At 57.9% G+C, this 20190-nt stretch carries 19 protein-coding genes and 1 tRNA gene; 13 read left to right on the top strand and 7 right to left on the bottom strand.

Going from position 1 to position 20190, the window contains the following annotated elements; translation table 11 throughout:
* Nucleotides 1–5 precede the first annotated feature (5 nt).
* From pdxH to ABLN87_RS03885, 4 genes are all read left to right on the top strand, one after another.
* Complete coding sequence (pdxH, locus tag ABLN87_RS03900) at nt 6–611, top strand: pyridoxamine 5'-phosphate oxidase (protein WP_353007747.1); 606 nt, start codon at nt 6–8, stop codon at nt 609–611.
* Nucleotides 612–753: 142 nt separating this feature from the next.
* Nucleotides 754–1260: a cold-shock protein gene (locus ABLN87_RS03895; RefSeq protein ID WP_353007746.1), complete on the top strand. Its 507-nt coding sequence runs from the start codon at nt 754–756 to the stop codon at nt 1258–1260.
* 10 nt (nt 1261–1270) lie between these two features.
* Nucleotides 1271–1735: a DUF192 domain-containing protein gene (locus ABLN87_RS03890; protein WP_353008381.1), complete on the top strand. Its 465-nt coding sequence runs from the start codon at nt 1271–1273 to the stop codon at nt 1733–1735.
* Between the two features lie 43 nt (nt 1736–1778).
* Nucleotides 1779–1855, top strand: a tRNA-Pro gene (locus tag ABLN87_RS03885).
* 128 nt (nt 1856–1983) lie between these two features.
* On the opposite strand, the gene ABLN87_RS03880 is transcribed toward ABLN87_RS03885, so the two are convergent.
* Nucleotides 1984–2418 (bottom strand): hypothetical protein, encoded by a 435-nt coding sequence (locus ABLN87_RS03880; protein WP_353007744.1) that lies wholly within the window; start codon nt 2416–2418, stop codon nt 1984–1986.
* A gap of 521 nt (nt 2419–2939) precedes the next feature.
* On the opposite strand from ABLN87_RS03880, the gene ABLN87_RS03875 reads away from it, so the two are divergent.
* Nucleotides 2940–6560 carry a vitamin B12-dependent ribonucleotide reductase gene (locus ABLN87_RS03875; protein ID WP_353007743.1) on the top strand — a complete coding sequence of 1207 codons (3621 nt, stop codon included), beginning with the start codon at nt 2940–2942 and terminating at the stop codon, nt 6558–6560.
* A 542-nt stretch (nt 6561–7102) separates the two neighbouring features.
* Complete coding sequence (locus tag ABLN87_RS03870) at nt 7103–7348, top strand: hypothetical protein (RefSeq protein ID WP_353007741.1); 246 nt, start codon at nt 7103–7105, stop codon at nt 7346–7348.
* Between the two features lie 51 nt (nt 7349–7399).
* Here ABLN87_RS03870 and ABLN87_RS03865 read toward each other — a convergent pair whose 3' ends face one another.
* On the bottom strand, nt 7400–8944 hold the full coding sequence (locus ABLN87_RS03865; RefSeq protein ID WP_353007740.1) for a trimethylamine methyltransferase family protein: 1545 nt from the start codon (nt 8942–8944) through the stop codon (nt 7400–7402).
* Between the two features lie 400 nt (nt 8945–9344).
* Here ABLN87_RS03865 and ABLN87_RS03860 point away from each other — a divergent pair, with 400 nt between their 5' ends.
* The gene (locus ABLN87_RS03860) at nt 9345–9872 is read left to right on the top strand and encodes an outer membrane protein (RefSeq protein ID WP_353007739.1); all 528 of its coding nucleotides are present in this window, start codon (nt 9345–9347) and stop codon (nt 9870–9872) included.
* A 5-nt stretch (nt 9873–9877) separates the two neighbouring features.
* Here ABLN87_RS03860 and ABLN87_RS03855 read toward each other — a convergent pair whose 3' ends face one another.
* Nucleotides 9878–11065, bottom strand: coding sequence for a pyridoxal phosphate-dependent aminotransferase (locus ABLN87_RS03855; protein WP_353007738.1), 1188 nt, complete (start codon nt 11063–11065; stop codon nt 9878–9880).
* A 44-nt stretch (nt 11066–11109) separates the two neighbouring features.
* A complete protein-coding gene (locus ABLN87_RS03850) occupies nt 11110–11454 on the bottom strand; it encodes an MmcQ/YjbR family DNA-binding protein (protein ID WP_353007736.1) in 345 nt (114 codons plus the stop codon).
* Nucleotides 11455–11649: 195 nt separating this feature from the next.
* Here ABLN87_RS03850 and cysS point away from each other — a divergent pair, with 195 nt between their 5' ends.
* The 3 genes from cysS (at nt 11650) to ABLN87_RS03835 (ending at nt 15525) form a co-directional block, all read left to right on the top strand.
* The gene (gene cysS / locus ABLN87_RS03845; protein ID WP_353007734.1) at nt 11650–13047 is read left to right on the top strand and encodes a cysteine--tRNA ligase; all 1398 of its coding nucleotides are present in this window, start codon (nt 11650–11652) and stop codon (nt 13045–13047) included.
* 64 nt (nt 13048–13111) lie between these two features.
* Nucleotides 13112–14746 carry a citramalate synthase gene (gene cimA / locus ABLN87_RS03840; RefSeq protein WP_353007732.1) on the top strand — a complete coding sequence of 545 codons (1635 nt, stop codon included), beginning with the start codon at nt 13112–13114 and terminating at the stop codon, nt 14744–14746.
* A complete protein-coding gene (locus tag ABLN87_RS03835; protein WP_353007730.1) occupies nt 14743–15525 on the top strand; it encodes a squalene/phytoene synthase family protein in 783 nt (260 codons plus the stop codon). Before cimA ends, ABLN87_RS03835 begins: the two co-directional genes overlap by 4 nt.
* Here the strand turns inward: ABLN87_RS03835 and ABLN87_RS03830 are convergent, their stop codons facing one another.
* Nucleotides 15526–16752, bottom strand: coding sequence for an MFS transporter (locus ABLN87_RS03830; RefSeq protein ID WP_353007728.1), 1227 nt, complete (start codon nt 16750–16752; stop codon nt 15526–15528). It abuts the gene before it with no gap.
* A gap of 97 nt (nt 16753–16849) precedes the next feature.
* Here ABLN87_RS03830 and ABLN87_RS03825 point away from each other — a divergent pair, with 97 nt between their 5' ends.
* From ABLN87_RS03825 to ABLN87_RS03815, 3 genes are all read left to right on the top strand, one after another.
* Nucleotides 16850–17482 (top strand): DNA-3-methyladenine glycosylase family protein, encoded by a 633-nt coding sequence (locus ABLN87_RS03825; protein WP_353007726.1) that lies wholly within the window; start codon nt 16850–16852, stop codon nt 17480–17482.
* The gene (locus ABLN87_RS03820) at nt 17479–18144 is read left to right on the top strand and encodes an alpha/beta hydrolase (protein WP_353007724.1); all 666 of its coding nucleotides are present in this window, start codon (nt 17479–17481) and stop codon (nt 18142–18144) included. The genes ABLN87_RS03825 and ABLN87_RS03820 overlap by 4 nt, the downstream gene beginning before the upstream one ends.
* Before the next feature lie 618 nt (nt 18145–18762).
* Nucleotides 18763–19065 carry a putative quinol monooxygenase gene (locus ABLN87_RS03815; protein ID WP_353007722.1) on the top strand — a complete coding sequence of 101 codons (303 nt, stop codon included), beginning with the start codon at nt 18763–18765 and terminating at the stop codon, nt 19063–19065.
* A gap of 6 nt (nt 19066–19071) precedes the next feature.
* On the opposite strand, the gene ABLN87_RS03810 is transcribed toward ABLN87_RS03815, so the two are convergent.
* Entirely contained in the window at nt 19072–19497 is a 426-nt protein-coding gene (locus tag ABLN87_RS03810; RefSeq protein WP_353007720.1) for a VOC family protein, read from the bottom strand.
* A gap of 32 nt (nt 19498–19529) precedes the next feature.
* Nucleotides 19530–20135 carry an rRNA large subunit pseudouridine synthase E gene (locus ABLN87_RS03805; RefSeq protein ID WP_353007718.1) on the bottom strand — a complete coding sequence of 202 codons (606 nt, stop codon included), beginning with the start codon at nt 20133–20135 and terminating at the stop codon, nt 19530–19532.
* Nucleotides 20136–20190: the final 55 nt, after the last annotated feature.

The raw sequence follows: 20190 nt of genomic DNA, 5'->3' as shown, positions 1-20190 counted from the left end.
TGGAAATGAACGAGCGCGATGGCATCTTTGCTGGCTCCGATCCGTTTGAAATAGCGGCTCGGTGGTTAGCTGAGGCTGAAGAGAGTGAAATCAACGATCCGAATGCGATCGCGTTGGCGACTGTCGACCTGGACGGTATGCCCAATGTTCGTATGGTTCTTTTGAAAGAGATCGAACCGGACAGCTTCGTTTTTTACACAAACTACGAAAGCACCAAAGCGTCAGAGCTGGATGGTGCGGGCAAAGCCGCATTTGTGATGCACTGGAAATCTTTGCGGCGTCAAATCCGAGTTCGTGGTACAATAACGCGCGAAACGGGTCCGAAAGCGGATGAGTATTATGCATCCAGATCGCTCAAAAGCCGATTGGGGGCCTGGGCTTCGCGGCAGTCTCAGCCGCTGAGCAGTCGCGCTGCGTTGATGGCAGAGGTTGCAAAGGTAACTGCGAAACATGGGCCGAACCCTGCGCGACCGCCATTTTGGGGAGGGTACAGAATCGCGCCGATTGAAATTGAATTCTGGGCAGATGGGGCCTTTCGCCTGCATGATCGCTTTAGATGGCAGAGGGATGAGCCCGGATCAGTTTGGCAAGTGGAAAGGCTGAATCCATGATGTTCGCGTTACGTGAAATGCAACACTCAGAAAACAATGGGTTTTTTCAGCTTGAATTTGCGGGCCATTCCCATAAACAAACAAACCTTAACGATCTTAATAAATGCGCGTAAGGAATACAGTGCCGGACGATCTGAATAATATGTATCGCGTACGTGGACACGTGAAATGGTTCGACCCTGCGAAAGGGTACGGGTTCGTTGTGTCTGACGAAGGCGGTCCGGATATTCTGTTGCATGTGAACGTCTTGCGCAATTTTGGTCAAAGCTCTGTCGCGGATGGCGCGGGCATCGAAATTATGACGCATCGCACAGACCGGGGAGTTCAGGCGGTCGAGGTGATCAGTGTTGATCCGCCGGCGCGTGCAGATTCTATGCTGCTGGCCGATTTCGCCGAACTTGATCCAGACGTGATCGCAGATGCCCCGATGGAGGCCGCGCGGGTGAAATGGTTCGACAAGGGCAAGGGTTTTGGCTTTGCCAATGTGTTTGGCCGCGGTGAGGATGTGTTTTTGCATATCGAAGTCTTGCGCCGCTCGGGCCTTGCCGATCTGCAACCCGGCGAAGCGCTGGCCATGCGCGTGATCGATGGAAAACGAGGCCGGATGGCAGCACAGGTGCTTGCCTGGGAAGCCGCACTGGACGAATGATTCCACGATGATGAGTCGCCTAATCGCTCCTGCCCTGATCTTTACCTTTTGGGCCGGGGGCGCGTTGGCGGACTGCCGCCCTGACCGGGTTGAGCTGAAGAACGATCAGACTCAGCTACGTTTCAACGTTGAACTGGCGATAACACCCCAAGAGCGTTCGAGTGGTTTGATGTTTCGAGACTCCCTACCCAACAGGTCGGGAATGCTGTTCGTATTCGATCCGCCTCAGCGCGTGGCGTTCTGGATGAAGAACACCCTGATTCCTCTGGACATGATCTTCATCGACAAAACCGGGGCGGTTAGCAGCGTGCATGAAGGCGCGATTCCGGGTGATTTGACTCCAATTGAAGGCGGCGATTCCGTGTTTGCGGTGCTTGAAATCAACGCTGGATTGGCCGCGCGCTATGGAATCGAAGCCGGAACCCAGATGCGCCACGAAATTTTTTCACAAGGCCCGGCAATTTGGCCCTGTTAGGGCTTTTCAAATCAGATCGGCACGTTTAGGAAGGCGCACGGTCCGGGGCGTGGCGCAGTCTGGTAGCGCACCTGTTTTGGGTACAGGGGGTCGTAGGTTCGAATCCTGCCGCCCCGACCACTTCCACAGCTTATATCGAACTGCTTATGCGATGAACTCGTTATAGGTTGTGCGACTCTATTTGCGTGCTTTTAGGAAGGCAGCACCCTTATGAGCAAACCGTGATGAAGCCAGCCGAGCTGCAGCAATCAGCCTGGCGATCCGCCCAACGCGCGATAAAGCCTGGCAAGGGCTTGGTCCAATGCTTCGCTTTCGACGGGAACCTCAACAACCGATCCGGCCTTTTGTGGAACTCTGAACACCAGCGAGGCATCAACGCGGTAGCCGGATGCGGTTTTGCTCGGGTTCAATCGCATGACGCTTTTGGGCAGGTTCTGAGGGGAGCCATCATAGGTCAGTATCAGGAAAGCGGCTGCTTCGGGGGGTAGGTATTCGCTGCATTCAAAGCTGCTGTCGGGCAGCTTGCGAAAACTGTCGCCCGGGCCGGTGCAGCTCATTTCGAAGGTTTCGAACAGACGCGTGGGGTAGTCATTGAACTGAGCACTGCGTGATGGTTCGGACACATCTTGTGGTGTGCACGCCACGATTAGGGCCAGTGGCGATAGAAAGTGAAACAGCCGCATCTGATTGTAAGCCCTCAATGATTTGCGCGTTAACCACCTCGTCCCTTTGTAGGCTCGCGATGATTCTGTTCCAGCCTAACCAGCAGTGGTCTGGTTCATCAAACGCTTATAAACATGCTGGTAAAAACAGGAATTTCATTTTGTTGAGTTTGGGATCGGCGGGATTTTGCCGTGGATCATTCTGTGGAGGAATCGGAAACGCCCAACGCAAGACCCGGCGCGATGATCGGGTCAACACAAAAGATTTCAAAAATGACTCAAAAAGGCCGTTGACCTTCTATGGGTGGATACGCCAGATTGTATGAGCCGAATATGACGCCACTACATCTGGTATGAAATCTAGAGAAGGCGCAGGGCAGGGACGGGACGCACACCAACTGATTGTGCAACCGCTGATGCGGTTTTGCGCTGCGCGCGGCAGCGTCCGGACCTTTGCGTCTGTCGAGTTCGGCAAGGTGGGGGGCTTGGCATTTCTCAGGCCCGAAGCTGGGTAGACGGTCATTAATTCGAAGGCAGCGGACATGAAAATTGAAAGAAAATTCACGAAACCGGGGCAGGATGCATATGCAGACTTGGATTTCATTTCGGCCACGTCCGAGATTCGAAACCCCGATGGTACAATTGTCTTTCGGTTGGACGATATCGAAGTTCCATCAAGCTGGAGCCAAGTCGCAAGCGACGTGATCGCGCAGAAGTATTTCCGCAAAGCAGGTGTTCCCAGCAAGCTGAAAAAGGTCAAAGAGAAAGACGTTCCCGAATTCTTGTGGCGTTCGGTTCCGGCCGATGGTGCTGAATTCGATGGCGAAACATCCTCCAAGCAGGTGTTCGATCGTCTGGCCGGCGCATGGGCGTATTGGGGCTGGAAGGGCGGCTATTTCTCAACCGAGGAGGACGCGCGCGCCTATTTTGATGAGATGCGCTATATGCTGGCGACCCAGCGCGCCGCGCCGAACTCGCCGCAATGGTTCAACACCGGTCTGCACTGGGCTTACGGGATCGACGGCCCGGCGCAGGGACATCACTATGTTGATTACAAAACCGGCAAACTGACCAAATCGAAATCCGCTTACGAGCACCCTCAGCCGCACGCGTGCTTCATCCAGTCCGTAGATGATGATCTGGTGAACGAAGGCGGCATCATGGATCTGTGGGTGCGTGAGGCGCGCCTGTTCAAATACGGCTCAGGCACCGGGACCAACTTCAGCCATCTGCGGGCCGAAGGCGAGGCGCTGTCGGGTGGCGGCAAGTCCTCGGGCCTCATGGGTTTCCTCAAGATCGGCGACCGCGCTGCGGGCGCGATCAAATCAGGCGGGACAACCCGTCGAGCAGCAAAGATGGTGATCGTCGATGCCGATCACCCCGATATCGAGCAATTCATCGAGTGGAAGGTGATCGAAGAGCAGAAGGTGGCCTCGATCGTTGCCGGATCGAAGATGCACGAGAAGATGCTGAACGGCATTTTCGAGGCCATCCGGTCTTGGGACGGCGCGCAGGACGATGCATATGATCCCAACAAGAACGACGGCCTGAAGACGGCCGTGCGTGAGGCGAAAAAGGTCGCGATCCCAGAAACTTACATAAAGCGCGTGCTCGACTACGCCCGTCAGGGCCACGACAGCATCGAATTCCCGACTTACGATACGGACTGGGATTCGGAGGCCTACAGCTCTGTCTCGGGCCAGAACTCGAACAACTCGATCCGCGTGACCAACGCGTTCCTGACCGCCGTTGAGAAAGACGCGGATTGGGAGCTGATCAACCGCACCGATGGCAAGGTTGCCCGCACGGTCAAAGCGCGCGACCTGTGGGAGAAGGTCGGCCACGCCGCTTGGGCCTGTGCTGATCCGGGCATTCAGTTCCACGACACAGTGAACGAGTGGCACACATGCCCCGAGGATGGTGAGATTCGCGGCTCGAACCCTTGCTCGGAATACATGTTCCTCGATGACACGGCCTGTAACCTGGCGTCGATGAACCTGCTGACCTTCCTGAAGGATGGTGAGTTCCAGGCGGCGGATTACATGCACGCCTCGCGCCTGTGGACCCTTACACTGGAAATTTCAGTGACGATGGCGCAATTCCCGTCGAAGGAAATCGCGCAGTTGTCTTACGATTTCCGCACCTTGGGTCTGGGCTATGCCAATATCGGCGGTCTGCTGATGAACATGGGCTACAGCTATGACTCGGATGAGGGGCGGGCGATCTGTGGCGCGCTGACTGCGATCATGACCGGTGTGGCCTATGCAACCTCGGCTGAGATCGCCGGTGAGCTGGGTGCCTTCAAAGGCTATGAACGCAACGCTGACCACATGCTGCGCGTCATCCGCAACCACCGCCGCGCATCGCAGGGTGTGACCGAGGGGTATGAGAAACTGGCGGTTAAGCCGGTGCCTTTGGACCACGGCAACTGCCCGGACAAGCGTCTGGTCGATCTGGCCATGTCGGCTTGGGACGAGGCGCTGAGCCTCGGCGAGAAAAATGGCTACCGCAACGCGCAGGCCACCGTGATCGCGCCCACCGGCACCATCGGTCTGGTGATGGATTGCGACACGACTGGGATCGAGCCTGACTTTGCGCTGGTGAAATTCAAGAAGCTGGCCGGTGGTGGCTACTTCAAGATCATCAACCGCTCGGTGCCTTCGGCGTTGGAAAAACTGGGCTACTCCTCGTCGCAGATCGAAGAGATCGTCAGCTACGCGGTCGGCCACGGCACCATCGGCAATGCGCCGGGGATCAACCACACTTCGCTGACCGGTCATGGCTTTGGTCCGAATGAACTGGCCAAGGTAGACGCCGCGCTGGAAAGCGCCTTCGACATCCGGTTCGTCTTCAACCAGTGGACACTGGGCGAGGATTTCTGCACCGGGGTACTGGGCATCCCGGCGACCAAGCTGAATGACCCGACCTTCGATCTGCTGCGCCATCTAGGCTTTACCAAGGCGGATATCGACGCGGCGAACGATCATGTCTGCGGGACGATGACGCTGGAAGGCGCGCCGCATCTGAAGGAAGAGCACTATTCGATTTTCGACTGCGCCAACCCGTGCGGCAAGAAAGGCAAGCGTTTCCTGGGGGTTGATAGCCATATCACCATGATGGCGGCAGCGCAAAGCTTCATCTCGGGTGCGATCTCGAAGACGATCAATATGCCCAATGACGCGACCATCGAGGATTGCCAGAAGGCCTATGAACTCAGCTGGTCGCTGGGTGTGAAGGCGAACGCTCTCTATCGTGACGGCTCGAAACTGTCTCAGCCTCTGGCCGCAGCGCTGGTCGAAGATGACGACGAAGCCGCAGAAGTTCTGGAAAGCGGCTCGACGCAGGAAAAAGCCGTCGTTCTGGCCGAGAAGGTGATCGAGAAGGTTGTGGTCAAAGAAATGATCCGCAGCCATCGCGAGAAACTGCCCCATCGCCGCAAGGGTTATACCCAAAAGGCGATCGTGGGCGGCCACAAGGTTTACCTGCGCACCGGTGAGTTCGAAGACGGCAAGCTGGGCGAAATCTTCATCGACATGCACAAGGAAGGCGCCGGCTTCCGGGCGATGATGAACAACTTTGCCATCGCAGTGTCGGTCGGCCTGCAATATGGTGTGCCGCTCGAGGAATTCGTTGACGCCTTCACCTTCACCAAGTTCGAACCGGCTGGGATGGTGCAGGGCAACGACTCGATCAAGAACGCAACGTCGATCCTTGATTACATCTTCCGTGAATTGGCTGTGTCCTATCTGGACCGCACCGATCTGGCCCATGTGAAACCCGAAGGCGCAAGCTTTGACGATCTTGGTCGTGGTGAAGAAGAAGGCGTCTCGAACGTCTCGGAGCTCAGCGACAGTGCGGCCTCCAAGTCACTGGAAGTGCTTAAACAAATCAGCTCGACCGGCTATCTGCGCAAGCGGTTGCCGCAAGATCTGGCGGTGTTCAACGCTGGTCAGGCTGATTTGAACGGCATGGCAGAAACAGCCGCTGCATTTGAAGCTCCAGTCGCAGAAACTGCCGTCGCAACCACCATGGACGCTCGTACCAAAGCCAAGATGCAGGGCTACGAGGGCGACCCGTGCGGCGAATGCGGAAACTACACGCTGGTGCGCAACGGCACTTGCATGAAGTGCAACACCTGCGGCGCAACAAGCGGGTGTAGCTGAGTTTAGCGCCCCGGCACCCCGGGGCGCAGGGGTCGGATAGCTGCCACAGGTACCGACCCCGACGAATACGGATCAAGGCGCTGAGACTTACCTTCGATGCCTTGGTCCACTCGGCCGACATGCCCGTGTTGGCCGGGAACAGGGTGGGGCGGAATATTTGCTCCCTCCCACTCTCTCACGGGGCGGGTGCGCTCGCCCCATGCGCAGTCCAGGCCGCAGGCAAAAAAACACCGGGCGGTCAACGAAATGAGCCTGGAAGGCGAAACTTACAGGGGGCTTCGGCCCCCTTTCTTTTTTCAACCCCTTACCGCTGTCGTCAGCAGAGCCTTGCCGGATTGCCCCTCCGCCATCGGGTCAGAACCGCCGAAAGCAGATCGGCGGATTTCGCCCGGCGGGAGATCGCAGGGCCGACTCGGGGAAATCCGCAAAGAATGGCGCGAAATTCGGGGATGAAAGGGATGCGGGTGACGGCGACGGGCAAGATGGTGTCTGTGGTGCCTGTCCGGACGTAACAACGCAAAACTCACTCAGGAGGCACTATCATGAAACCGCAACATCTGGCCGTTATCTCGGCATTCGCACTTGGTTTGCCCTCGTTGGCTTTGGCGCAGTCGAGCGCTGATGCTAATGGCGACGGCGTTCTGACCATTGAAGAAGTGCAGGCTGTGGTACCAGAAGTGGATACCGATACGTTCTCGGCCATGGATGCAAATGGTGACGGCGCGCTGGATCAGGATGAGATCGCAGTTGCGCAAGAAGCCGGTTTGCTGCCCCCCAGCAACGGCTGATTTGCATTGAATAAGGGCGGCCCGAGGGTTTCGGGCCGCCTTTACAAAAGGTTACGCGGGTAAGTGAATGTTAAACTTGGCGCGAATTTCGGCATCTAGCAACGGATCAAACTGGGCGGGTGACGGTGCGCTCAGAATTTCTTCTTTACGGGCCGTGGCCTTATCTAGCAGATCGGGTTTACCCATTTCGGCCCATTCTTTTGGTGACGTTCGGTCGCCAAATATCGGATAGACATAGTCGGCCTGCATCCGGCTGAGCGTCGCGTCGGTTCCCAAATAGTGGCCGGGCCCGCCCATGCAGACCTCGGCAATCTGATCCAGCGCCAGTGTTTCATCATTGACTTCGATGCCACGTACGCAGCGCTGTGCTTGACCGATCAGATCATCGCTGAGGATGAGGCTTTCGAAGCAAAAGCCCAGAAGCGAAGCATGCATGCCCGCCGCTTCATAGACCATGTTCAGCCCGGACAACCCGGCCATGACGTTCGAACACATCTGCTCCCACCCGGCTTGCATATCGGGCAGTTTCGAATCTGACGCGCCCGCGGCGGCGCCTCCCGGCAGGTCGTAGAACTGGTGCATCTGCGCACAGCCCGCACTCAGCAGGGCTTGTTCGCCAGACCCGATAGACATGGCCCCAGTGCGCAGGTCCAGACCAAAGGGCCAAGTGCCAAAAATTGCGGGAGCGCCTGGCTTTACGGCGTTTACATAAACCAAACCGGCAAGGCATTCGGCCGTGGCCTGCGTGATCGCCCCGGCGATGGTTGATGGGGCGGTTGCCCCGGCCATGCCTGCGGACAGTAACAGAACCGGCATACCGGCCTTGATGCATTCCTCCATCACTTCGCAGCTTTCGGTGGCAAATTTCATCGGCGGAACGACAAAGCAGTTCGAGTTGGACACAAAAGGCCGCTCGCGCCATTTGTCCTCACCACCGGCAATCATATGCAGCATTTCGATGGCAGGTGCGACGTGTGACGGCTCGGTAAAGGATGTTCCGATGTGTTTGTAAGTCCCTGAGCAAGCGGCATAAACTGTGTTGTAGTCCATCTCGAGATTGTCGAGGATGTCGCGGCAGACCATGGGGCGTTGGACGAAGTGGATATTTTCCAGCTGCTGGCAAATCCGCGCGGCGTCGTGCAGATCCTGTACGGTTGAATCGCGGTATTGGCGGCCATGGACATCAACCATGCTTACGGCGGCCCCGGCTGTACCATAGTGAACCTTGGTGCCGGTTAGATCGAGGTCGGTTTGACCGTCGCGGCTGTAGAGCGTGATGGATCGGTTCGCCTTGGCGATCGTATCCTCGACCAATGCGCGCGGGAACCGAATGCGCCCGTCGTCGCCCAGTGTACAGCCTGCACCGACCAGATAGTCGATACCGCTTTGGGGGGCGTCTGCAAGACCAATGGTTTCAAGGGCTTGCAGGGCGGCATTGTGGATTTTCTCCACCTGAGTCGGGGTCAGAGGTTTGTATGTGCCGCCTTCCATGCCGGGGCGGATCGGGCGCAGATGTTCTGGAAGGGCGGATGCGCGGGCTGCGCGACGTGCAGAACGTCCACCGCTACGAGAGGCACTACGGGATTGCTTGTTCATTGAATAAGTCCGGTCGTTGAAGAAGTATCTTGAGCGTAAGCGATCAAGACAAGCCAGGCCGACCCCTTGCCGCGCGCCCACGATCCGCACCAATGGTACGACTGATCAGACGAATTTTCCAAATCTCGTTTGCCATGAGACCTCTCAGTTGCCCGATAGGCTGTCAGACGGCCACACCCTGTTCTGTTCCGTTTGCGACTTTGGTGTCAAAAACCGACAGATTGTATCACTGGCCTCGTCGATCGCGTGTTCTGAGCACATTTTCTCCCGCTTTGGGCGAAATCTGTTATACTTTATTAACTTACTGCTGAATATCCTGTGATCAGAATTGAAATCTGGCAACTGCATGCCAGTTTGAATGTGTGACGGTCGCTGCTCCAGACACGGATGAACACTGTTGATGATGGATTGGAAACCACGTTGGGCCCTGATCGTCGCGATGACGGTCACATGCGCCACCCCTGCCATGGCAGAGGATTGGACAGGTGCCTATGCGGGTTTCAGTTTCGGCTATGCAGAGGCAAGCGGCCCTGACAGCTCCAGCGGGGACACAGGCTCATTTGGCGCCCATATCGGGTTTGATCAGGATTTTGGCAATTTCGTTTTGGGGGGTGAGTTGGAATATAATCGCTTGTCCCTGAACCTCAGCGAAAATCAGGGAAGCCTGGACAGTATGTCACTTGTAAAACTGCGCGGCGGGTATGATTTTGGCAACGCGCTCGGATATGTGGTCGTCGGTGCGGCCCGCGCGGAAACTTCGACCGACAGCGATACAGCGGCGGTTTATGGCATCGGTGTCGCTTATCCGATTGGCGAAAACCTTGTGATCAGTGGTGAGGCGTTGCGCCAGAACTTCGACGATGCCACCCGATCTGAGGGTGGTCTGGGCACAAATGTTTTCAACCTAAGGACAACATTCCGGTTCTGAGCCCGTCACTCAGCCGCGCTATGTTTTGTCTGACTTGCCGCAAAATCGCACAAGGTCTGCAGAGCCTGCGAAAAACGCGCGTCCTCGACCGTCATTGCCACGCGAATATGGCCTGCTGCGGCCCGGCCAAAGCTTTCGCCAGGCATGACAGCGATGGCGTGATTGTCCAGCAAGGCGTTTGCAAAGTCTTCACCGGATAGGCCGGTCGCGCGGATATCCAGCATCAGATACATCGCACCTTGTGCGGGCACGAGGGTGATGGTGTTTTGCTTGCTCAGAATCTCCATGGCAAGCGCGCGACGGCGACGGAAGGGGGCGGCGATACCAGCCTCTAACTCCGGGCCGGCATTCAGTGCAAAACAGGCGGCATCCTGAATGAAACCGGGCACGCCATAGGTCGTGTGCGTGGCCAGATTGATCAGATGCGCAATCACTTCTTCTGGACCAATAACCCATCCGCAGCGAGAGCCCGTCATGGCATGGGATTTGGACATGGACCCAACAACAAGCGTGCGCTCGGCCATATCCGACAAAGCACGGGGAGAGATATGCTCACCTTCCCAGACCTGCGTGTCATAGACCTCGTCCGAGATCAGCCAAAGATCGCGCCGTTTACAGGCCCCTGCGATGGCTTCAAGCGTTTCGTGGGAATAGACCACGCCGGTTGGATTGTTGGGTGAGTTGATCAGCAGGGACACGGCTCCGTCCGCCGCAGCTTCGATGTCTTCGGCGCGCGGTTGAAATGAATGCTTGGCCTGTGCTTGGACGGGGCGGGCGTGTGCGCCAACCCCGCGGATCGTACCGGGATAAGTGGCGTAATATGGATCAATATACAGCCCCACATCCCCGGGATCACACAGGGCCATATGTGCAGCGAACAGGGCGGATTGCCCGCCGGGCGTGATCAGAACATTGTCACGCGTGGTGGGCACCCCGGTCTGCGCCTCAGTTCTTGCGGCGACCATGTCGCGTAGTTGATCGGTTCCCGGGACCATTGCGTAACCGGTGTGTCCGTTTCGCGCCGAGTGGTCCATGGCGCGCAAAATCGATATATCGGTTCGGGTGTCGTGTTCGCCAATCGTCAGCTCGGTCACGGTGTGTCCGGCGCTGACCATCCGGCGCGCGCGGTAGAACACATCCCAGCCGTCATGGCCGCCCGCTGTGATCTGAGAGATGCGATTTGACACTTTCATCTGAACACCTGTTGGCGAAGTTTCGAACGGCTCGCGATGGTCGATCAGCTGCGCGCGGGAAGGGTCGCCTGAACCTTTTTTGTCAATGAGGCACGGACCAGATCATAAGACGCTGTCAGGCGGTGCCTCAGTTCTTCCTCGTCCGCGTCAAAGGGCAGGCGGATCCAACTGCGGTGAAAATACGGGGCTTTGACGCAGACACCCGCCTCGATCAGCATTTGTGCGGTTTCGATATCGGCTGTTTTGACCGAGACGCCATCATTGGCAACCCCGATACAGGCGAACATCTTGGCGCCCACTTTCCACGCATCATGGCCGCCGCCCCAAGGGTCGGACCATTCGGCACCCGGTAGGGCGCGGCACACAGAGTTGACGAAATCCCGGCTCATGTTCGGCACCATGCAGGGGAGGTGAGGCAAACTCAAGCCTTGGCTTGGCGTGTTGCGCGTGGTATGTCAGCGCCATGAACCGGATGACCTGCATCATTATCTGCTGATTTATCAAGCGGGCCGGTATCTTTCGTTTTCATCTCTGAGACAAGTTGCTAAGCCCGCGCCAACGCGCACGCTTTAGGAGCCCAAGTGATGACGACACTCAAACTGCACAACACACGGACACGGACGAAGGAAGACTTCGTTCCGATCGATCCTGACAACGTGCGGATGTATGTCTGTGGGCCGACTGTCTATGACCGTGCCCATCTGGGCAATGCGCGACCTGTGGTTGTGTTCGACATGCTGTATCGGTTGCTGCGCCATGTCTATGGTGCGGATCACGTCACCTATGTGCGCAATTTCACCGACGTAGACGACAAGATCAACGTGACCGCGCTGAAGCGCAAACAAGCCGGTGCCGAAGGGTCTTTGGAGCAGTTGGTCCACGAACGCTCGGATGAGACCATCGGGTGGTATCTGCATGATATGGGCGCGCTTGGGACGCTGGAACCGAACCAGATGCCACGCGCAACTGAGTTTATCCCGCAGATGATCGAGATGATCGAAGACCTGATCTCGAAGAGCCATGCCTATGAAGCCGAAGGTCACGTGTTGTTTGCGGTGGACTCGTGGAAGGACGAATACGGCAAGCTCTCGGGCCGGTCGGTCGATGACATGATCGCGGGGGCGCGGGTTGAAGTTGCGCCTTACAAGAAGAACCCGATGGATTTCGTGCTGTGGAAGCCTTCGACTGATGAACTGCCCGGATGGGAGTCGCCTTGGGGCCGGGGCCGTCCGGGCTGGCATATCGAATGCTCGGCCATGTCCTATGAGTTGCTGGGCGACAGTTTCGACATTCATGGCGGCGGCAACGACCTGATGTTCCCGCACCATGAGAACGAGATCGCCCAAAGCTGCTGCGCGCATCCCGAGGGTGAGTTCGCTCGGGTCTGGATGCATAATGAGATGTTGCAGGTCGAAGGCAAGAAAATGTCCAAGTCGCTGGGCAATTTCTTCACCGTGCATGACCTGTTGGAACAGGGCGTGCCGGGTGAGGTGATCCGCTTTGTTTTCCTGCAGACCCATTATCGCAAACCGATGGATTGGACCGAGAAGAAGGCTCGCGAAGCCAAGGCAACGCTGCGCAAGTGGCGGGCGCTGACAGCGGGCATCGAGCCCGCCGCCAGCGCGGCACCCTCGGTGGTTTCAGCGCTTGCGGATGACCTAAATACAGCGGGTGCTATCGCCGAGCTTCACCGTCTGGCTTCGGACGGTGACGCTGCGGCGTTGCTTGCAAGTGCGCAAGTTCTGGGCCTGCTGACGGATGAGATGGGTGGCTGGGCAGCCATTGCGGCGGCGGATTTCTCGGAATACGAAGAAAAGCTGGCAGCCGCGCGTGCAGAAGCCATGGTGAGTAAGGACTTCTCGGAAGTGGATCGATTGAAATCCGCCTATCTTGCCGCAGGTCTGGAAGTGCGCATGAGCAAGGACGCTGTTGAGATCATCGCTGGATCGGGTTTCGACGCGTCGAAGCTGGAAAGCGTATAGTCAAATGCTTCGCCCGGAACTGTCCGGGCGGGGCGATGCCCGAACAAGCCAAAGAGCCAGACCAATGACCAAAACCCGCCTCTATCTGTATGACACAACCCTGCGCGACGGGCAGCAGACGCAAGGGGTGCAATTCTCGACTGCTGAGAAGGTGCAGATCGCGCAGGCGTTGGATGAGTTGGGTGTCGACTACATCGAGGGCGGCTGGCCGGGGGCGAACCCGACCGACAGCGCGTTTTTTGAAGTCGCTCCGAAGATGGCTGCCCGTTTGACGGCGTTTGGGATGACCAAGCGTTCGGGCCGGTCGGCAGAAAATGACGACGTTCTGGCAGCGGTGATGAATGCGGGCACGCAGGCGGTCTGTCTGGTCGGCAAGTCGCATGATTATCATGTGACCCACGCGCTTGGTATCTCGCTGGGGGAGAATATCGAGAATGTTCGCGCCTCGGTCGCGCATCTGGTGGCGCAGGGACGCGAGGCGCTGTTTGATGCCGAGCATTTCTTTGACGGCTATAAGGATAATCCAGCCTATGCGACTGAGGTTTGCCAGGCGGCACTGGAGGCGGGCGCGCGCTGGGTTGTGCTGTGCGATACCAATGGTGGTGCCTTGCCCGCCGAGGTCGGACGCATCGTATCAGAGCTGATCGCAGCTGGTCTGCCGGGGGATCGGTTGGGCATTCACACCCATAACGATACCGAGAATGCGGTGGCCTGTTCGCTGGCCGCCGTGAATGCAGGCGCGCGGCAGATTCAGGGCACGCTGAACGGGTTGGGCGAACGCTGCGGCAACGCGAACCTCACGGCTCTGATCCCGACTTTGTTGCTGAAAGAACCTTACGCTTCGCAATTCGAGACTGGCGTCAGCCTTGACGCTCTGGCCGGTCTGACGCGGATCAGCCGGATGCTGGACGATATCCTGAACCGGGTGCCCAGTAAGCAGTCGGCCTATGTGGGAGCCTCGGCCTTTGCGCATAAGGCAGGGCTGCACGCCAGCGCGATTCTCAAGGATCCATCGACCTACGAACATGTCGACCCGGCAACGGTGGGCAATGCGCGGATCATTCCGATGTCAAACCAGGCCGGGCAGTCGAACCTGCGCAAACGTCTGACGGAGGCTGGTTTGACGGTGGAAAAAGGCGATCCGGCTTTGGGACGCATTCTGGAACGGATCAAACAGCGCGAGGCCGAGGGCTATTCCTATGACACCGCGCAGGCCAGTTTCGAACTTTTGGCACGGGATGAGCTTGGCCAACTGCCCGAATTTTTCGAGGTTAAGCGCTATAAGGTCACGGTTGAGCGGCGTAAAAACAAGTACAACAAGATGGTCAGCCTGTCCGAGGCGGTGGTTGTCGTGAAGGTCGACGGTGAAAAGAAACTATCGGTCAGTGAATCCCACGACGAGCAAGGCAGTGACCGGGGACCGGTGAACGCTCTGGCCAAGGCGCTGGCCAAGGATCTGGGGCAGTATTCACAGGTACTGGAGGATATGCGGCTGGTCGACTTCAAAGTGCGGATCACCCAGGGCGGGACCGAGGCCGTTACGCGCGTCATTATTGACAGCGAGGACGGGCAGGGGCGGCGGTGGTCTACCGTTGGGGTCAGCGCGAACATAGTCGATGCCTCGTTCGAGGCGCTGCTGGATGCGATTCAATGGAAACTGGTGCGCGATTGTGACCCACAGCAGGCGGCGGCAGAGTGACGGCTGCATTTGACGAAGATGTCAAAGCCTGTGCCGCCTTGGTGCACAAGGCTGATCCCGATCGGTTTCTGGCGGCAATGGCCGCTCCGGTTGCGGCGCGGGCGGTTTTGTTTCCGATCTATGCGTTGAATGTCGAGGTCGCGCGCGCCCCTTGGGTGACGCAAGAGCCGATGATTGCCGAAATGCGCCTGCAATGGTGGCGCGATGCCCTGCAGGAGATCGCACAAGGGCCGACCGTGCGGCGGCACGAGGTGGTGACGCCTTTGTCTCAGGTTCTGTCGCCCCATCTGGCCGGAATGCTGGATGAATATGTGGCGGTGCGACGTTGGGATATCTATCGCGATCCGTTTGAGGATCAGGAACATTTTGACGCCTATATCAATCACAGTTCTGGCGCGTTGCTGGTGGCTGCGGCTCAGTCCCTTGGGGCAGCGGATGAGGATGTGTTGCGCGATTTCGGCTATGGCGTGGGCGTGGCGAATTGGTTCCGCGCGATCCCAGAGCTTGAGGCGCGTGGGCGTATACCATTGCTGGATGGCAGACCCGAAGGTGTAAGGGTACTGGCAGAAACGGCGTTGGCGCGACTGGCGCGGGCGAGATCCAACCGGTCTGGGGTGTCGGATGAAGCGCGCCCCGCGCTTTACCTCGGTTGGCAGGCAGAATGGATTTTGAAACGGGTGACCGCCCAGCCCGACCGGGTCGCGGCAGGCGCCTTGGCGCAGAGCGAGGTGCGGCGGCGGTTGTCGTTAATGTGGACCGCCGCGACCGGGCGCTGGTGATCAGGCTGTTTTTGCATCGGCGGGTCTGAGGACCAGCCATAGCAATGCGCCACCAGCCAGGGTCAACAGCGGGATCATGGCGAGATTGACGGCAGTCCAGCCTTCAACCGGTGATCCCCCGGAACAGTTCATCAATCCGCCCGAAGCCAGCGAAGCAACGGTCACACCGCCGAACACCAACAGGTCGTTGAGGCCCTGCATCCGGCCACGCTCATGCACTTCGTGCGACGCGGCCAGCATGCTGGTCGCACCGATAAAGCCAAAGTTCCAGCCAATGCCCAGCAGTATCAGGGCGATGAAGAAGTTCTCCAACTCGACGCCCTGCAAGGCGACAACTCCGGCACCGGCCAGGATCGCAAGGCCAAGGGCCACGATCTTTTCCACGCCAAAGCGCGCGATCAGGTGACCTGTAAAAAAGCTGGGAACATACATGGCCAGCACGTGATAGGTGACCACATCCGCCGCGTCATTGGCCGAGAAGCCGCAGCCCACAACCGCCAGTGGGGTCGAGGTCATCACAAGGTTCATCAACGCGTAGGACACCATCGCACAGATGATCGCAACGGCGATGCGCGGGGTTTTCAGCAACTCTAGCCGCGAGCGGCCCTTGGGCGCATCTTCGGTCGGTTTCGGCGGGGTCGGAATGTCGAGAAAGAAGAACAGCGCCGATCCGATCACGTTTAGGGCGATCACGGCAATGTACGTACCGAGAAACGGGATCACATATGCCTCTGACGTCAGTTTGACGATTTGTGGTCCGATGATCGCAGCGGCCAAACCGCCTGCCATCACATAGGAAATCGCCTTGGGGCGGAACTCATCTGATGCGGTATCCGCTGCGGCAAAACGGTAAAACCCGTGCGCGCTCATGTAGATACCGGTCAAAAGGCTGCCCAGCAGGAAGATCGGGAAGGACCCGAGGTAGAGGCCATAGGCACCGATCAGGCCGCCCAAAGCCCCAGCTGTTGCCCCAACAAGGAAGCCGGTTCGGCGCCCCCAGCGTTGCATGATGGCCGAGACAGGCGTGGCGGCCAGCATCGATCCCAGAACGATCAGCGAGATTGGCAGCGTCGCAAGGCAGGGGTTGCTGGCCAGGGACTGACCGGCCAATCCACCGACGATGAAGATCATCGGCATTTGCGCGCCCAGGATCGATTGCGCAGCAACCAAAACCGCTACGTTGCGTTTCGCTTGCGCGTTGTCCGGGGTGGCTGTCGTCAGTGTCATGGGCCAATGCGTATCGATGAACGCGCCGGGGCACAAGCGGCTTGCATCTGAGGCTGATCCCCCTAACGTGCAATCCGTATCACAAGGCAGAGATTGCATGTCCGTAGGTCGCATCATTGAAACGCCCGATTGCGTGACGGAAGGCGCCGAGTGGCTGGCCAACACCTGCCCGCGCATGGCCTATGCGATGGAGCAGACCGGCCCTTTGCCTCTGCGGCGCAAGCCTGACGGTTTTGCTCAATTGCTCAGTGCCATTGTCAGCCAGCAGGTCAGCGTGGCCTCGGCCAATGCGATCTGGACGCGGATGCAACAGGCGAATCTGACCGGACCGCGCAAGATCATGTGGGCCACGGATGAGGATTTGCGCGCAGTGGGCCTGAGCCGTCAGAAGGTTCGATATGCGCGTGCACTGGCTGAGGCGCGCATTGATTACAAAGCGTTACGCAACGCACCTGATGCAGATGTCGTCGAAACTCTGACACAGGTTCCCGGCATTGGCGTTTGGACTGCTGAGATTTATGCGATGTTCTCACTGGGCCGGGCCGACGTGATCGCACCGGGTGATCTGGCCCTGCAAGAGGCCGCTCGGGTGCTTTACGATCTACCCCGACGTCCAACCGACAAGGAACTGCGCGAGATGGCCGAAGCCTGGTCGCCTTGGCGATCAGTTGCGGCACGCGTGTTGTGGGCCTATTACCGGGTGGCCAAGAAAAGAGAAGGGATCAGATGACACGGGTTTTGAACGCGCTCCGGAAAGAGCCGGTTTCGGGCGACACACGCTCGGTCGTGGTGTTCGTACACGGCTATGGGGCCAATGGCGCCGATCTTCTGGGTCTTGCTGATCCGCTGGGTGAACATCTGCCCGATACGCTGTTCGTCGCGCCCGACGCACCCGAACAGATCCCCGGAATGCCAAACGGCTTTCAATGGTTCCCGATCCCGTGGATCGACGGCTCGTCCGAGGAAGAAGCAAGGCGCGGAATGGAAATGGCAGCGGATGATTTCAACGCCTTCCTGGATGCGCTGATGGTGGATGAAGATGTCCTACCCGAGCAGGTCGTTCTGTTCGGTTTCTCTCAGGGCACCATGATGAGCTTGCACGTTGCCCCGCGGCGTGAAGACCCGGTAGCCGGGATCGTTGCGTTCTCTGGCCGGTTGCTGGAACCCGATCTGCTGCCCGATGAAACCGTCAGCCGGATGCCGATCCTGCTGGTTCATGGCGACGCGGATGATGTGGTTCCGCCGCAATCGCTGCCCGAGGCAGCAGAAGCTCTTCAAGCTGCTGATTTCAAAGAGGTCTATGCGCATGTGATGAAGGGAACCGGCCATGGTATCGCGCCGGATGGCCTGAGCGTAGCGCTGGCCTTCATGCGCGACAAGCTGAGCTTTTAGCGATGATTGCCCTCCGCCCGATGATGCCAGAGGATGTGGCGTGGTGGTGTTAGCGTGGAGTCCCTTTGTTGCATCACATTTGTTTTTCACGGTGATGATTTTGTTCATTTTTGTTTAGTGGAGTAAGCGATGCGTTCGATTTGGCGATTTTTCTGTCAACGCGACACCAGCACCGGCGCGCTTTGGTTAGCCGTAGCCGCCGGAGCGTGTGCCGGCCTAGGTAAAGCACTTATCTTCGTCGGGTTACTAGTTGCCGCGATTGCGTTTGATCTTATGACGAAGAAATACGCCGCTGCAGGCGACCAATAGGAGGGTTTATGGATTGCTGTTCGTTGTGCTTATTAGCTTAGCTGTTTGCGCAATGTTCTTGATGTTTGCCGGTTTGCGCATCAGCACAAGGGGCTTATATTTTGTTGATCCATTTCTGCTCGGCGTAGTTGCCAACATATTGGCAGATAGAAAAAAGAGGGGGTATGTCAGAGAAAGTTCTATGAGTACTAGTGAGTTGCTAAGGCGCGTCTTTTTATGTGCGGCTCTTACACCCCCGATACTTATTCTATCTCAGATTGCGATAAGCGGATTTTAGAGCTCAAAAGTCTAGAATAGGGAGGGCAAGTGATGCTGGTTGTCACGGGCGTTGTGGAAGTGAATGAGGCCGGGGTTGAACGGGCCCACGAGGCCGCGCAGCAGATGGTTGCGGAAACCGTGAAAGAGACGGGCTGTCTGGTCTATGAATTCAGTCAGGTGCTGGGGCACAACACGCGGTTTCGCGTTTACGAAGAATGGCAGGATCAAGCCGCGCTTGAGGCGCATTTTGCAACGCCCCATATGGCCGTGTTTCGCGCAACTTTGGCCGAGGTTGGTCTGATTTCCAGCGAAATTTACAAATTTGTCGGCGGTGAGAAGCAACCGCTCGGCTGATCTGGATCAGCCCCACAAATGGCCCTCGGCAAACTCGACCGAATTGCCTGCGGGGTCGCGGATGTAGAGTGACCGCGCACCGCTGGGCCAGTCGAATTCGGCATCGATCGGGACATTCCAATCCAATAGGTGTTTGCGCATCGCGGCAATCTCGTCACGGGTCAGTACAAGGCAGACATGCCCCGCACCACGCGCGCCATGAGGCGGCACGGGCAGGTTTGGGTTCATGGGCGGTTGTTCAGTTTGATCCGGGTTGAACAGCAACAGAACCGACCCGCCGACACGGTAAAACACATGCCGGTCTTTGATACGCTGAATGCGCTCCAGCCCAAGAACCTGGCCATAGAACTGCTCTGCTGCGTCCAGATCATCGACATACAGCGCAGCCTCCAGAATGCCTGACGGAGCAGGGATGTCTGGCGTAAGTTTCATGGCCGTATTCTAGCAGAAAGAAGCGGGCTATGTCACCGCCGTGCGCGTCTGTCTCGTTTGCGTTGCGGGGCCGCATTCAGAGTGGGCGGGGGTAGGCTGTCCCATTGGCCAGGCTCAAGATCGTCCAAAGTCCAATCGCCGACGCGATAGCGGATCAGGCGTAAGGTCGGCAGGCCAACAGCGGCCGTCATCCGGCGCACCTGCCGGTTCTTGCCTTCGCGGATCGTCAGCTCAATCCAGCTGTCGGGCACGGTCTTACGCTCTCGGATTGGCGGGGTGCGGGGCCACAGGCCCTCTGGCTCATCCATCTGACGTACTTTGGCGGGGCGAGTCAGGCCATCCTTCAGCTCAAGCCCGTCCCTCAGCGCTTTCATTGAGACCGCGTCAGGTTCACCTTCAACCTGAACCCAATAGGTTTTTGCCATCTTGTGTTTGGGATCCGATATCTGTGCCTGTAGTCTCCCATTGTCGGTCAAAAGCATCAGCCCTTCGCTGTCCCGATCCAGCCGACCTGCAGGGTAGACGCCGGGCAGGTCGATAAAGTCCGACAGGGTGCTGCGCGGCGAGTCTGCATTCGCGCGGTCTGTGAACTGCGGCAAAACATCAAAGGGTTTATTGAATCGAATGAACCAGGACATGCCCCGCCATAGCCTGCAAAACACGCTGTGTGCAACCTGTGGATAACTGTCATGC

Origin of the sequence: Ruegeria sp. SCP10 (assembly GCF_040329495.1) — a bacterium.
Classification (GTDB): Bacteria; Pseudomonadota; Alphaproteobacteria; order Rhodobacterales; family Rhodobacteraceae; genus Ruegeria.
This window is presented reverse-complemented; position numbering and strand designations above follow the sequence as displayed.